Source organism: Rhizobium sp. 01T437, from assembly GCF_056398505.1.
The window spans coordinates 1-13,812 of the sequence record NZ_JBFTPM010000048.1 but is presented as its reverse complement, the minus strand read 5'-3'; the positions used below and the strand labels follow the sequence as shown (position 1 = coordinate 13,812).

The 13,812-nt window shown below is 60.6% G+C and carries 15 protein-coding genes and 3 pseudogenes; 12 read left to right on the top strand and 6 right to left on the bottom strand.

What is annotated here, in order from left to right; all coding sequences use genetic code 11:
* Positions 1–255 precede the first annotated feature (255 nt).
* Both AC1DM5_RS36180 and AC1DM5_RS36175 read right to left on the bottom strand, forming a co-directional pair.
* The gene (locus AC1DM5_RS36180; RefSeq protein WP_477824325.1) at positions 256–492 is read right to left on the bottom strand and encodes a helix-turn-helix domain-containing protein; all 237 of its coding nucleotides are present in this window, start codon (positions 490–492) and stop codon (positions 256–258) included.
* 124 nt (positions 493–616) lie between these two features.
* Positions 617–835, bottom strand: a complete 219-nt coding sequence (locus AC1DM5_RS36175; RefSeq protein ID WP_477824324.1) for a helix-turn-helix domain-containing protein — start codon at positions 833–835, stop codon at positions 617–619.
* Between the two features lie 89 nt (positions 836–924).
* On the opposite strand from AC1DM5_RS36175, the gene AC1DM5_RS36170 reads away from it, so the two are divergent.
* A complete protein-coding gene (locus AC1DM5_RS36170) occupies positions 925–1,815 on the top strand; it encodes a LysR family transcriptional regulator (protein WP_477976894.1) in 891 nt (296 codons plus the stop codon).
* Between the two features lie 70 nt (positions 1,816–1,885).
* On the opposite strand, the gene AC1DM5_RS36165 is transcribed toward AC1DM5_RS36170, so the two are convergent.
* Genes AC1DM5_RS36165 through AC1DM5_RS36155 form a run of 3 tightly spaced genes read right to left on the bottom strand, consistent with a single transcriptional unit; the run spans position 1,886 to position 4,160 of the window.
* Positions 1,886–2,923 carry a hypothetical protein gene (locus AC1DM5_RS36165; RefSeq protein WP_477824291.1) on the bottom strand — a complete coding sequence of 346 codons (1,038 nt, stop codon included), beginning with the start codon at positions 2,921–2,923 and terminating at the stop codon, positions 1,886–1,888.
* Positions 2,924–2,929: 6 nt separating this feature from the next.
* Positions 2,930–3,910 carry a hypothetical protein gene (locus AC1DM5_RS36160; protein WP_477824290.1) on the bottom strand — a complete coding sequence of 327 codons (981 nt, stop codon included), beginning with the start codon at positions 3,908–3,910 and terminating at the stop codon, positions 2,930–2,932.
* 7 nt (positions 3,911–3,917) lie between these two features.
* Entirely contained in the window at positions 3,918–4,160 is a 243-nt protein-coding gene (locus tag AC1DM5_RS36155) for a DUF202 domain-containing protein (RefSeq protein WP_477824289.1), read from the bottom strand.
* A gap of 192 nt (positions 4,161–4,352) precedes the next feature.
* Here AC1DM5_RS36155 and AC1DM5_RS36150 point away from each other — a divergent pair.
* Both AC1DM5_RS36150 and AC1DM5_RS36145 read left to right on the top strand, forming a co-directional pair.
* Positions 4,353–4,541, top strand: a pseudogene (locus AC1DM5_RS36150) (LysR substrate-binding domain-containing protein); the annotation flags it as partial.
* 106 nt (positions 4,542–4,647) lie between these two features.
* Positions 4,648–5,022, top strand: a pseudogene (locus AC1DM5_RS36145) (IS110 family transposase); the annotation flags it as partial.
* A 20-nt stretch (positions 5,023–5,042) separates the two neighbouring features.
* On the opposite strand, the gene AC1DM5_RS36140 reads toward AC1DM5_RS36145, so the two are convergent.
* Positions 5,043–5,963, bottom strand: a complete 921-nt coding sequence (locus AC1DM5_RS36140) for an ornithine cyclodeaminase family protein (protein ID WP_477824288.1) — start codon at positions 5,961–5,963, stop codon at positions 5,043–5,045.
* 862 nt (positions 5,964–6,825) lie between these two features.
* Between AC1DM5_RS36140 and AC1DM5_RS36135 the strand changes: the two genes are divergently transcribed.
* The 9 genes and pseudogenes from AC1DM5_RS36135 to AC1DM5_RS36095 form a co-directional block, all read left to right on the top strand.
* Positions 6,826–7,494 (top strand): GntR family transcriptional regulator, encoded by a 669-nt coding sequence (locus AC1DM5_RS36135; RefSeq protein WP_477976892.1) that lies wholly within the window; start codon positions 6,826–6,828, stop codon positions 7,492–7,494.
* 248 nt (positions 7,495–7,742) lie between these two features.
* Positions 7,743–8,747 carry a biotin synthase BioB gene (gene bioB, locus AC1DM5_RS36130; protein WP_477824286.1) on the top strand — a complete coding sequence of 335 codons (1,005 nt, stop codon included), beginning with the start codon at positions 7,743–7,745 and terminating at the stop codon, positions 8,745–8,747.
* Complete coding sequence (locus tag AC1DM5_RS36125) at positions 8,744–9,889, top strand: 8-amino-7-oxononanoate synthase (protein WP_477824285.1); 1,146 nt, start codon at positions 8,744–8,746, stop codon at positions 9,887–9,889. The genes bioB and AC1DM5_RS36125 overlap by 4 nt, the downstream gene beginning before the upstream one ends.
* Positions 9,886–10,524, top strand: coding sequence for a dethiobiotin synthase (gene bioD / locus AC1DM5_RS36120; protein WP_477824284.1), 639 nt, complete (start codon positions 9,886–9,888; stop codon positions 10,522–10,524). The genes AC1DM5_RS36125 and bioD overlap by 4 nt, the downstream gene beginning before the upstream one ends.
* The gene (locus AC1DM5_RS36115) at positions 10,521–11,789 is read left to right on the top strand and encodes an adenosylmethionine--8-amino-7-oxononanoate transaminase (RefSeq protein WP_477824283.1); all 1,269 of its coding nucleotides are present in this window, start codon (positions 10,521–10,523) and stop codon (positions 11,787–11,789) included. The genes bioD and AC1DM5_RS36115 overlap by 4 nt, the downstream gene beginning before the upstream one ends.
* The gene (locus AC1DM5_RS36110; RefSeq protein WP_477976896.1) at positions 11,789–12,775 is read left to right on the top strand and encodes a beta-ketoacyl-ACP synthase III; all 987 of its coding nucleotides are present in this window, start codon (positions 11,789–11,791) and stop codon (positions 12,773–12,775) included. Before AC1DM5_RS36115 ends, AC1DM5_RS36110 begins: the two co-directional genes overlap by 1 nt.
* Complete coding sequence (locus AC1DM5_RS36105; RefSeq protein ID WP_477824281.1) at positions 12,772–12,969, top strand: aspartate 1-decarboxylase; 198 nt, start codon at positions 12,772–12,774, stop codon at positions 12,967–12,969. The genes AC1DM5_RS36110 and AC1DM5_RS36105 overlap by 4 nt, the downstream gene beginning before the upstream one ends.
* The gene (locus tag AC1DM5_RS36100) at positions 12,956–13,123 is read left to right on the top strand and encodes a hypothetical protein (RefSeq protein ID WP_477824280.1); all 168 of its coding nucleotides are present in this window, start codon (positions 12,956–12,958) and stop codon (positions 13,121–13,123) included. Before AC1DM5_RS36105 ends, AC1DM5_RS36100 begins: the two co-directional genes overlap by 14 nt.
* Positions 13,124–13,211: 88 nt before the next feature.
* Positions 13,212–13,812: pseudogene (locus AC1DM5_RS36095) on the top strand (3'-5' exonuclease); the annotation flags it as partial.

Genomic DNA, 13,812 nt, shown 5'->3' with positions numbered 1-13,812 from the left:
GGGGACTGCATGATCATGCTCCTTTGTTGAAGAAGCTCGTCATGCTCTGCCCTTGCCGGACGACGTTCAATCCAGGCGCAATCTCCAGCCCGCGCCCTCTACCTCAACCGCAGACGCCCTCCCGCGCAGCGGGTTCGTTCGTCGGCCCCCAAATCGGTCATTTCATCTAGGTCGAGCTAATGTCCGCTACTGGAAAATTTGAGACTTTGTAACAACAGGGTCGTCGGTTCCAATCCCATCAAGGCGGTCGACAAATTACAGCGTCAGCAGCTGCTTGAGCGTGTCCTGTGGATCGAATTGAAGAATCTCAGCGATTTCCAGGAATTCGATAACATCCACCCTACGTTGGCCGCTCTCCAGACGTGCCACAAACGATTGATACTCGCCCATCTTCTTGGCGAGTTCCATTTGCGTGAGTCCTGACGCTTCCCGCTTTTCGATCAGGATTTTGATCAGCGCTTCGTGCCTTGCAGTCCCGAGAGTCTTGGCCATTGTCGCCGTCCCATCTTGATTTCGATGGGGCTCTCAGTTATATCTGATTTTCAGATATCTTAAATTCAGATAATTTGGTGCGACGGTACAGGTTTTGGCGCTTCGATGTAAGTCGTCGCAATACTCAGCCTGGCCCGTCCGGAGTAACGAGTTCAACGTGACTAACGCCGAGCGCCTGAGCAAGTTCGTAAAGGGTCACGACAGTCGGATTGCGATGACCACGCTCCAGCCCACTAAGGTACTGCTGGCTGTACCCTGAGCGCGCCTCGACTTCTTCCTGCGTCAGGCCTTTCTCCCGACGCAGGCGAGCAAAATTACGACCGACCAGCTTGCGCATATCCATAGGCAAGAGATCGCAGTTTACATACTTTAAGTTTATCAACTATAGTATGTAAAGCGGCCTAAACGATGTCCGACTAGGGAATGTACATCATGGAACTACGCCAGCTATCCTACTTCGTCGCGGTGGCCGAGGAACTGCATTTCGGCAGGGCGGCAGCCAAGGTGCATATCGCCCAGCCGGCGCTGTCGAACCAGGTGCTGGCTCTGGAGAAGGAACTCGGCGTTCAGCTGTTCCTGCGCACGACACGGCGGGTGGAACTGACAAGGGCAGGGGCGGCCTTCTACGAGCGCTCGGTCAGGATCCTCAGCGAAGTCGACCTATCGACCGAGATCGCCCGGTCGGTGGCCGGTAAGGCTGCGCGCCGGATTGCGATCGGCACCGTCTATCCGGCCACGATCGGCGTGCTGCCGGCGTTCCTTGCGCGCATCGCCCGCAAATATCCGGACATCCGCATGCATATCGAAAGCGGCACCACCGACGATATCATCCGCCATATCGAGGCAGGCCGCATCAATCTCGGCTTCATCCGGCCGGTGGAGAATATCGGCTCGCTTCGCTTCTTCTCGATTGCCCATGAACGTTATCTGCTGGCTGTGGCCAAGGACAGTCCGCTGGCATTGAAGAGCGAGATCGACATCGAGGATCTGCGCTCTGAGAAGATCATCTCCTTCTCCCGCCAGAACCTTTCTTACAGCGAACGCTATTTCGCGGAAAAATTCGAGGAGCACGATCTGACCGACAATGTCGCCTATACCTGCGACGACACCTTCTCGCTGGTGTCGCTCGTCTCAGCCGGGCTTGGCATCGGCTTCGTGCCGGAATGGACGCAGGATCTGCCGAACCGCGGGTTCGAGCTGAAGAAGGTGAAAGGCGTCGATTTCAAGATCGGGCTCGGTGTCGCTTGGAACAGGGAAGATCCAACCGCCTCACGTGACGACATCATCGATATTGCACGGTCGCTGGTGCGGCCCTGCAGGTGAGGGGTGAGAGAGGCCGGGCGGTGTTTGCGAGGACGGCGATTGGTGATGAGCACGGCCTGAAAGGGGACTCTCAGTGGATGGGCCCTCCGGGGTCGCCCCCGACGGGATGCAGAGGCGGGTAGTCACCGCACCCATCGACGTACGGGTGGATCTCCCACCGCCACTTCTGGTCGTCCTGGTTGGCCTTGGTGCCGGGGTCGTTGGCGTCTTTGAATCCCTCGTCGGCGCGCTTTTTGCGGTCCTCGGTGTCAGTCGGCCAAGCACCGTTCCAGGTGCCGAGCGGGGTGCAGACCTTAATCGGGTGGATTTCGTTCCAGCCTTCGTGGAAGGAGTCGAACACCCACTGTCCGGAGACATACATCAAGTCGGAGCCGAATCCGTCGGCGTTCGGCTGGTGGATCTCGGAGGGAATCGCGCCGTCGCCGGGGTCAGTGTAGTCGTGGTCGCCGATAAGATAGCCAATCAGGCCCGCGAGGAAGGCCAACAGCGCCAGAATGGCCGCCACGACGTACCCCCACGGTGGCGGGATTGCGGCGCAAGCGATCACTGAGGCGATGGCCAGGCCAAGCGCCACCAGGGCGCCAATTCGGAAGTCATGCACGCCTGCGCCCTCGAACTCTGCGTGCAGCACGGCAGTGGTCGGCATGTTCGGCAGGACGGGCACGGGCGCGAACTCGCCTCGGAAGAAGCCGACATTGTCCTTGACGCTCTGGGTCTCGGCCAGCAGCCGTCCATATGGTGCGCTCGCTTCTGCGATCGCTCGGCTCACGCCCGGCAGGTTGGGGTAGACACACAGGTTGAGGCTGTAGTCGGTGTCAAGCTCGCCGAAAAAGTCAATCTTACCACGCGAGGGCTCGACGCTGACGATCATGCCGATGACGGACTCGTCGCCGCCGAGGCAGACAAGCCGGACATTAAGCCACCAGTCGCAGCCAGCCACCACGCCCGCGGCGGCCAAGGCGATCAGCCAAAAGGGGAAGCACCAGCCGGCGGTGAGGATGAACGGCAGCGCGACAACGGTGAGCGGGCCGACGGCCCAGGCGACATACGCCACCAATGACTGCCACTGCGTCGGCTGGCTGCAGGTCGTATACTGGCGGTAACCCATTGGCAGCTAGCTCCCTGTGACCCTGACCGTGACGCCGCCGGCCAAGCGCTGCGTTCCCGTATTGTCGACGTAGTAGGTGTGCACGTTGATGGTCTGAGTGCCTGTCCACCCCGACGGTGGCGTGACGGTCACCAACACCGGGATCTCCTCCATCGGGTTAAGGACGGGCGCGGGCGGCGAGAAATCGACCGTCCAGCCCTCCGGAAGTGGATGGTCGCGGCGGTGATAGGCCTTGCGACGGCGAAGCTCTTCCGGGTCGTCGGTGCAGATGCCGATAGGTCCCAGCTCGTATGTATCGGTCCAGAAGCCGAATTGCCGCCTTGCCGTGATGCCGTTGCGTAGCGCGAAGGTAAAGGTCGCCGGCGATTGCGTCGCCACCACGCTGGTGTTGTGCTGGCCCAGGTTGTTGCGGGGCTCGATATCGGAGACCGGGTCTAGTAGGGCCTGAAGGCAGTAGTGGCCTTCATCTGGCGGTGTACGCCAGGAGAAGTGAAGGAAGGCCGGGTTATTGGGCGCCCCTTTCACCCCAACATCAGTCTCCTGCGTTGTAATGGGGTGCGATATGGTCCCCACGCCAAAGGACAGGTAGGACAGGTGCACCGGCATCTTTATTACGGGACAGTCCAGTGAGGCGTTCCATACCCGCACGACCACGTCGTAGACGGTGTCCGGCTTGAGCAGGTGGGATGGCACGGGGACGCCACCTTGGAAGATGGCGAAGTCTGGGTTCTCCCAGGTGACGTTGAGGCCGAGCTGAAGCAGGTAGTACTGGTCATAGATCAGCGGGTTAGGCCGCACGTAGGCCGGGTCATCGATCGGCACACAGCGGGTCCGGGCTCGCTTGCGCTCGTGCTCTTCGTCGTTGGTTAGGCCGCGCCGGCTGCGGCACAGCGAAACCAAGGAGCGGACCAGCACAATCAGCGCCAGCAGCCACCCATAGAGAAAGGCCTTGAGTGTCGCGAGGATCGCGGTCAGCGGGCGGCTCATGGTCGGTTCAGGCTCGTTGGCGGGTGCGGTACCATTCGCGGCGCGCGAGGAGGCCTGCCGCCATAGCCACGGCGGCGCAGGTCGTCACGATCACCCACTCGAGTGTACCGTTACCGCCATCGGGATCGGTCCCCGTCAGCCACTCGATCCACTCGCGGCTGACCAGCGTGAGCAGCATCAGCCCGACCGCAAGGATCGCCAAGACCGACTCGATCCAGAACAGTGTTCGTACCTGTGCCCCGATGCCCATTGTGCCCCCATAACACGAGACCGCGGCCGCTCGCGGCCCACTACGTCCACCGTATCTCTTGGCGCCATGCCTCAGCCGCTATCGCTCGTTGTATCATTGTAGCAACTCCACTTTTTGTTGTCTACGTCCCACCTCCGTCAGCAGCAATTCTGAGTTTGGATTTGGCTCAGATGGGAATATTCGACGCCGATCCTCTCGCGCATTGCCCGCAAATATCCCGATATCCGTCTGCATATCGAAAGCGGCACCACCGATGACATCATCCGCCATATCGTGGCCGGCCGTATCAATCTCGGCTTCATCCGGCCGGTGGAGAATATCGGCTCGTTGCGCTTCTTCTCGATCGCCCATGAACATGGGGTAATCGCGGCGCGATCGTCCCGGGCCATTTTATAAAATGACTGCTGGCGAGGGTGGTTGCCCCCGATAAGATGGAAAAACGGGCTCTCGATTGGAACCGGGCCCAAACATCGAACGGAGAGCAACCATGGCCCAGTATATAGGCCTGGACGTTTCATTGAAAGATACTGCGATCTCGATCCGACAGGATGGTAAGCGGATCTGGCGGGGAAAGTGCCCCTCGGATCCCAAGCTTTTGGCGCAGATGATCCGCAAGCATGCCCCGCACGCCAGGCGCGTTGTGTTCGACACGGGGCCGTTGTCGACATGGTTCTATCACGCGCTGACGGCCGAGGGGATGCCAGCGATCTGCATTGAAGCGCGGCACGCGCAAAAGCTATTGGACGAGACGCTCAACAAGACAGATGCCAATGATGCGGATGGCTTGGCGCAACTGGCCGAAACCGGCTTCTACAAGGCCGTCCGGGTAAAGGCGTTCGACAGCATGCTGACGCGCACGCTCTGCTGCACAAATATTTGAGGTCAAAATACGTCGAGCAGAGCAGATGCCAGCAACACTTCAGTTCCCGCGAGCCCAACAGAGCAGAATAGAGTGATGTCCTCTTTCGAGGGCCGGGTCATTCCCGGCATGGAAACCAACTCAGCCAGATCGACCATTCGATTTTCGTGTCGCGTACCAGCAAGAAAAAAAGGCGACGCGTAGGCTCGCATTTGTTCGGGCGCATCGGTGGCTATGATCTTGGCAGTATCGGCAACGTCGAGCCCAATTTCATGCCCTCCAACAAGCTTGGGGCCAACGGTATTGACGTGAGCGCCTGGCGCCAGATCTGCAGCATTTAGTATTGGGGTCCGGCTCGAGGTCGCGCAGATAACGATGCCGGCATCCATCGTCGCCTTCGCAACACTTTCAACAGGCGTGACCTCTACACTGAGATCGCGTTGCATCTCTTCGGCGAAAGCTCTTCTGTTGTCCACATCCCGGCTGTACACACGAACAGAGGATATCGCTCTGGCTGCTACGGCCGCAGCAAGCTGAGTTCGCGCTTGGACGCCGCTACCGATTACGGCGACAGACTTCGCATGCTGCGAGCTCAGATGCCGTATCGCAACGCCCCCAATTGCGCCGGTCCTGATGGCGCCGAGACGTTCCCCAAGAACTAGGCCTTTCAGTCTCCCCTCGTTCGTCGACCAGACGGCGACAATTTGAGACTGCTTCGAATTCTGAAACGTATCGTACACACGGAATCCGGCCAGTGGAGCTTCGCCAAGGATCCCTCCCACCGTGAAGACGAGATCGCCATGCTCTCCGAAGGAGACGTGATGTCTTGGTGGCGATACGATCTTGCCATCGAGCCTCGCTCGAAAGGCCAGCTCCATGACATCGATTGCTTTGGCCATTACATCGTGGCCGATGAGGTCGCGATCGCCGAGCAGTTTGACCATTACGACGCCTTCCGATGACTGAGAGAAGTTGCCTTGATGTTACGCACTGGGAGATATCTAGATACAAGCATCACCGATCTGGGCCGATCGGGGCATTCCCGGCCCAGCAAGGTACTGTCGGTTCCCCGCCACTGAAGCGTACAATTATGGCACCCTTGGAAAAGCAGGAGACGTGAAGAACCGCCATCGAAATGCTAACCGCAGTCAAAAGTCCAACGCCCGCGCCAGCTATGATTTCGGCAAGCCACCGGTCTTGGGGCTCTGGTGAAGCCGCCCAGTAAACCGCTGCGGACGCAACTGCTGCGACAGAAACGAGGACGGCTCGTCTAACCGATAGCGGCCAGGCAAATACCGCGTAGAAAAAACCTGTTTCAAAACCGATGATCGCTGTCAAAAATTCTGAGACGGCGTGAGTTGATGCTCCGCTATAGGTACTGATCGAGCGAAACGTAAGCGCGAGGAACGCAATTACCAAGGTTTGCGAGACCACAGCCGCGATCGCCGTGTGTCCCCTGGAGTTCCGAATCTTTGAATATCTGAAGAAAGCCATCCGTCCTCCTGACCGCGGCCCAACTGCGAAAATCATGCATCTTGTCGCACCGCTATAAGCCCCCTACAACCTTAAGTGCACTTGAGGTCAAGGGGTAGCTAAATGGCGCGGGAACTTCGCCGCGATTTTCGTTGAATAGTTGGAATTAAGCCGTCCGCGGGTGTCGAGAATTCACTCCTCGATATCGAGACGGTTCCTGCCGATCGTCGCCTTGGACGAATCTACGCAATCGCCTTTCCCGACGTGTTCATCAGATAGTCTTGAGCTGTTCATGACCTCGACAGCGCTGCCCTATGAAATTATCTATAAAACATGACCACGATCACCGAAGACACGATCGCCAATCGCATCAGCCGCGTTCTCGCCGACCGCATCATTACGGGCGCTCTGGAACCCGGCAGCAGGCTCAGGCAGGATTATATCGCTGAAGAATTCGGCACCAGCCATGTGCCGGTGCGGGAGGCATTCCGTCGCCTCGAGGCGCAGGGGCTCGCGGTGAGTGAGGCGCGCCGTGGCGTGCGGGTCGCGTCATTTTCGCTGGCCGAGGTTCAGGAGGTCGCCCGCATGCGCTCTGCCCTGGAGGCGCTTGCGCTTCGCCATGCCGCGCCGCATTTGACTCCGTTCATCCTGGATGAGGCGGAAACAGTCATGATTGCCGGTGACAGTGCGGTTGATATCCGCGAATGGGACGAGGCGAATCGCCGGTTCCACAGGCTTTTGCTTGCACCTTGCGACATGCCGCGGCTGCTTGCGGCGATCGACGATCTCCATATGGTGGGATCGCGACTTCTGTTTGTGAGCGGACGTGGCGGCTGGGCGCCCCGGGTTGATGTCGATCATCACGCCATTCTCGACCATCTCCGTAAGGGCAAAATCGAGCAAGCCATTGTAGTGCTCGATCGGCATGTGCAGAGGATCGGCCAAAAGCCGATCCTGTATGCCTCAGGCGCAACGGRCGCGGCATTTGCCATTGAAGGCTGAGGCAAAGCCGAGCGGACCTTTTCATCGTTTCGAAAAATAAAAGCATTCGGCGACTGTGTCGCGCGGACCGACCTGCGCCTCGTCCATGATGCTCGGAGCGGCTGTGTCGTGGAAGCCTCCGCGCTTTCCGACGATACTCTTTCGGGTTGCCAACATGATCAGAACATTCGCGCAAAGAGCTATTGCAAAATGCTGCCTTTCATAAAATTATAGATAAAAACAGATTCTATCTATTGAAAGGTGACCAGATGATGGACGATGTGGCGCTGCCGGTCAGTGTATTTGAAAGCAGTTCGCCGGTTGGCCTCTCCATCTCAAATGAGCAGGCGGGAATTATCTATAACTTGCCGTTCAATGATCTTCTTTTTCGTGCCCAGCAGATTCATCGCGCGCACTTTGATCCCAATGCCATTCAGATGAGCCGACTGCTGTCTATAAAGACCGGTGGCTGTGCTGAGGATTGCGGTTACTGCAGCCAGTCCGTCCACTATCCGACGGGTCTCAAGGCGTCGAAGCTGATGGTAGTCGAGCGCGTGCTTGGCGAGGCGCAGAAGGCAAGGGAAGGCGGTGCGACGCGCTACTGCATGGGGGCCGCGTGGCGCAATCCTAAAGAGCGCGACATGGAGGCGCTCGTCGCCATGGTCGAAGGCGTAAAGGCACTCGGGATGGAAACCTGCATGACGCTTGGCATGTTGACGCCGGCCCAATCCGAAAGGTTCGCCGAGGCCGGCCTCGATTACTACAATCACAATGTCGATACGTCCGAGCGCTATTATTCGGAGATCATCACCACCCGCACGTTCGAGGACCGGCTCGACACGCTTGCCAATGTCCGCGATGCCGGCATCAAGGTCTGCGCTGGCGGCATTCTCGGCATGGGCGAGACAATTGAAGACCGGATTTCGATGCTGGTGACGCTCGCCAATCTGCCGGCACCTCCGGAAAGTGTGCCGATCAACATGCTGATCCCGATCCCGGGCTCCAAGCTTGCCGATGCCGCGCCGGTGGACCCGATCGACTTCGTCCGCACCATCGCGCTCGCCCGTATCTTAATGCCGCGCTCGCATGTCCGCCTGTCGGCCGGCCGCACCGAGATGAGCGATGAAACGCAGGCCCTTTGTTTCTTCGCCGGAGCCAATTCGATTTTCGTCGGCGACACGCTGCTGACGGCCGACAATCCCGGCGAGGACCACGATGCCGCTCTTTTTCGCCGGCTCGGGTTGAAGCCGATGGAACTGGAGCAGTCTCGTTGAGTTCGCCGGCGCTTGCGCGCTACGAAGCGACGCTTGATGGCCTTGAGCGCCGATCGCGGATCCGCGCGCTCACTCCCCAACAAGGCGTGGACTTCACCTCCAACGATTATTTGGGGCTTGCCGACGCACCTCGCCTGAAAGCGGCAATATCAGCTGCGATCGATAGGGGCGTTCCGGCCGGTGCGGGCGGTTCGCGGCTATTGCGCGGCAATCACGCCGAACATGAGGCGCTTGAGGCGGAAGCGGCTGCGTTTTTCGGGATCGAGAAGATCCTCTATTTCGGTAGCGGATTTGCGGCCAATGTGGCGCTCTTCTCGTCGCTGCCGCAGCGCGACGACCTGATCGTCCACGATGCGTTGATCCATGCCAGCGCCCATGACGGCATATCGGCCAGCAAGGCGCAGGCGGTCGCCGTGCCGCACAATAAGGTCGACGCTTTCGATCAGGCGATCAGCCACTGGCGGCAGGCCGGCGGCAAGGGGCATCCCTGGATCGCGGTGGAAAGCCTCTATTCGATGGATGGGGACCAGGCGCCGCTCTCTGAGCTTGCCGAACTGGCTGCCCGCCATGACGGCTTCCTCGTCGTCGATGAGGCGCATGCGACCGGCATATTCGGCCCCGACGGCCGCGGCCTTGCTTCGGGGCTGGAAAGCCGCGGCAATGTTCTGGTCCTGCATACCTGCGGCAAGGCGCTCGGTGTCTCCGGCGCGCTTCTCGGCCTGCCTGCTGTCCTCGCCGACTATCTCATCAACCGCGCACGCAATTTCATCTATTCGACCGCGCCGTCTCCCTTGATGGCGGCGGCGGTGCGGGAGGCGTTGCGCATGATCGCTGACGAGCCGGAACGCCGCACGCGTCTTGCAAAACTCACGACCTATGCCGGCGAAGAGCTTCGCTCGCGGCTCGGCATGAAGCCCAGCGGTTCGCAAATCCTGCCCGTCATGATCGGCGAGAATGCCCGTGCGCTGCGGATCGCCGAGCGGATGCGCACCCGAGGTTTCGATGTCAGGGCGATCCGGCCGCCGACGGTGCCGGACGGCACGGCGCGTCTCAGGATCTCCATCACGTTCAATGTCGATGAAGGCTTGATTTCGGAGATGTCGCAGCTGCTCGCGGCGGCAATCGAGGAGGATCGGCCATGACCCCTCGCTTCGTCGTCTCCGGCACCGATACCGGCATCGGCAAGACGGTTTTTTCGGCGGCGCTGACTGGCGCGCTGAACGGATATTACTGGAAGCCGGTGCAATCCGGGCTCGATGAGAAAACCGACAGCGAACTCGTTGCGCGCCTGGGCGGCGTCGCGCGCGAACGCATCCTGCCGGAAGCCTATCGTCTGTCGACGCCCGCCTCGCCGCATCTGTCGGCCCGGCTCGACGGCGTTACGATCGAGCCCGACCGGCTCGTGGCGCCGAAAACGGATGAGCCACTGGTGATCGAGGGGGCAGGGGGCCTTCTGGTGCCGCTCTCAGAGCAACTGACATTCGCCGACATTTTTGCCCGTTGGCAAATTCCGGTCATCCTCTGTGCCAGGACATCTCTGGGCACGATCAACCACACGCTGCTATCGCTGGAGGCGATGAGACATCGTGCCATTCCCGTGTTTGGCATCGTCTTCATCGGYGATGAAAACCGAGAGAGTCAGAGGATCATCGTGGAAATGGGCGGTGTCCGCTCGCTCGGCCGGTTTCCGATTCTCCCGGATGTAACGCCCGAGGCAGTGAGGTACGCCTTCCTGCATAGCTTCGACCTGGCCTCCTTTATGGGGGTGACGGCATGACGCGTTCGTCCGTATGGCACCCCTTCACCCAACATGCGCTGGAGCCGCCGATGACGCGGATCGCTTCGACAGACGGCGCCTACCTGGTCGACGAGGATGGCAATCGCATTCTCGACGCGATCTCGTCATGGTGGGTCATCACCCATGGCCACCGGCATCCTTCCGTCACGGCGGCGATCCGGCAGGCGAGCGAAGCTTATGACCAGATCATCTTCGCCGAATTTTCGCACGAGCCGGCGGAAAAGCTGGCGGAGGGATTGCTGCGGATCGCGCCGCCGGGATTAAGCCATGTCTTCTATTCCGACAGCGGCTCGACTGCCGTCGAAGTGGCCTTGAAGATGGCGCTTGGATATTTCCACAACATCGGACAATCGCACGATCGCATCGTCGTGATGGAGCATGGCTATCACGGCGACACTATCGGGACGATGTCGACGGGGGAGCGGGGCGTCTTCAATGCTGCCTATGAACCGCTGCTCTTCGGCGTCGACCGGCTTGCCTTCCCGGAAGCGGGCCGCGAGCAGCTGACGCTCGACATGTTCGAATCCTTCTGCCGTTCGGGCCGGGTGGCGGCCCTGGTGATCGAGCCCCTAGTCCTCGGTGCGGGTGGCATGAAGATCTATGATGCCGGCACGCTTGCCGGCCTGAAGGAAATCGCCCAGCACCATGGCTGCCTGCTGATCGCCGATGAAGTGATGACCGGCTGGGGCCGGACGGGAACGATGTTCGCCTCGGAGCAGGCCGGCATCACGCCCGATATCCTATGCACATCCAAGGGGCTGACGGGCGGCGCGCTGCCGCTTGCGGCAACCCTCTGCACCGACGACATCTTCGATGCCCACCTCTCCACCGACCGGCGCAAGACCTTCTTCCATTCTAGCTCCTATACCGCCAACCCGATCGCCTGTGCAGCAGCCGTCGCCAATCTCGAAATCTGGCGGAACGAACCGGTCTTTGAGCGTATCGAAAATCTAGCGGCGCTGCACCGGCAGAACCTGCAGCGTTTCGAGGGCGACAGACGGTTCGCCAATATACGGCAGTCCGGAACGATCGCGGCGCTCGATCTCGTCGTACCCGCTGGCGGTTATCTCGCCGAGGCTGGCCCGCGCATGCGGCGGCTATTTCGCGATCGCGGCCTGCTGATCCGTCCGCTCGGCAACGTCATCTATCTTATGCCGCCCTATTGCGTGACGGCAGTCGATCTCGGTCGCGCCTATGACGCCATAGACGAAGTCGCCTCGATCGCTCTTGGGAGCGCAGGATGATGTCGGGCCGTTCTTCCCGTATGGCCGGCTTCGGGCATGCCGTGCCGGCTCGCTGCGTCGATAATGCCGAGATCGAGGCGCGCCTGTGCCTGGAAACAGGCTGGATCGAGCGGCGAACCGGCATCCGCAGGCGTCATTGGGCCGAAGAGGGCGAGACGCTGAGCGGCCTTGCCGCCGAGGCCGGGCGGATGGCGCTCGACGATGCCGGGATCGCTCGTAGTGAGATCGCACTGACGCTCCTGGCGACCTCGACGCCGGATCATCTTCTGCCGCCCTCGGCGCCGCTGCTGGCCCACCGGCTGGATCTCGAAAAATCCGGCGCGATTGATCTCGCCGGCGCCTGTTCGGGCTTTCTCTACGCGCTCACGCTGGCGGACGGTTTCGTCCGAGCGCATGGCCGCGCCGTCCTGGTGGTGGCCGCCAATATCCTGAGCCGCCGCATCAATCCTGTCGAGCGGGCAAGCGCCGTCCTCTTTGCTGATGCGGCTGGCGCCGTGGTGCTGGTCCCCTGCACGCATGGGCGAAGCGGCCTCCTCTCTGCCGATCTCGCATCGGACGGCAGCGGCTATGGCCTGATCAACATCCCGGCCGGCGGCAGCAACCGGCCGTTCTCTCCCGAAGCCAGTGCCGAGGATTTCCTGATGACGATGCAGGATGGCCGCGAGGTCTTCTCGCGCGCCGTCGCCTTGATGACGGAAACGTCTAAGCGGGCGCTGGAGCAGGCAGGAGTTGTCGCGGCCGATATCGACCGGTTCGTTCCGCATCAGGCCAACGCGCGCATGTTCGACGCCGTCTCCGGCAATCTCGGCATCGCGCCCGAAAAGACGATCCGCACGATCGAGAGCTTCGGCAATTCGTCTGCCGCGACCATCCCGCTTTCCCTCTCCGTCGCAAATGTCGAGCGGCGGTTTGCGGGAGGAGAAACGCTGCTGCTCACCGCCGCGGGCGCCGGCCTGATGGGTGGTGCCGTGGTTTTTCGGATGTGACCAAAACGACAATTCTGGGCGCGAAGCTGCATGGTATTCGAGTGGTGGACGCAAAACTGAACTACCACGGATCGACTACGATTGACGCGGAGTTCTGCCGTGAGGCGGGCCTGAAGCCGCTGGAATATGTGGAAGTCTGGAACAAGATGTCCGGAGCGCGGATCAGCACCTCCGTGCTTAATGGCGATCCCTGAAGTCAACATCTGGGTGCCCGCACCCTGGGACGAAGCCAAGGCGCTCGCCCGGTCGCTGCCGAATGACATGATCAAGGTGACCTCGCTCGAGCCCTACGGCTCGACCATCATCAACAAAGCCGGAGAGCCTCTTCCATATCCGATGGTGCTTTGATCGAAATCTCGGCCGGCTCGGCAAGACGGTCCGACCGCCTCGCTCAAGCGGCCCGGAAGGCCATTTCTGAAATCCCTTAAGAGCGCGAATGACGCAGCAGTTCGATTTTTTTGTTTCGGAAGAGACCAGGCCAGTGACGAAGCCAGGCGCCGCCAGGCCGAAGCGCCGGCTTCAGCAGGCCGACAGCGAAGCGGTGATGGTCCGGCATCTGCAGGCAACGGGTCGCTATCGGATCCTGACCAGGATCGAACCGCGGCCGGTCGCCGTCGCCCCGCGCCCCGAATTTCTCTTGAGAGGGCGTGATCCTCGACCTCGAAACGACGGGTCTTGACCATCGTAGCGACGAGATCATCGAGATCGGCGCCATTGCCTTCACCTTCGATCCATCCGGCACGATCGGCGATGTCACTGATGTCTATGGCGGGCTGCAACAGCCAATGAACCCGATACCGGCGGAAATCACCCGACTGACCGGCATTACCGACGAGATGGTTGCCGGTCAGATGATCGACACCGGCACGCTGCGTGCGCTTGTCGGGCCCGCCGATCTCGTCGTTGCCCATAATGCCGGCTTCGATCGTCCGTTCTGCGAAGCGTTCTCGTCACTTTTTTCGGGGAAGGCATGGGCCTGTTCGGCCTCCGAGATCGACTGGGCGGCGCGTGGCATGGAAGGGACCAAGCTCGGCTAT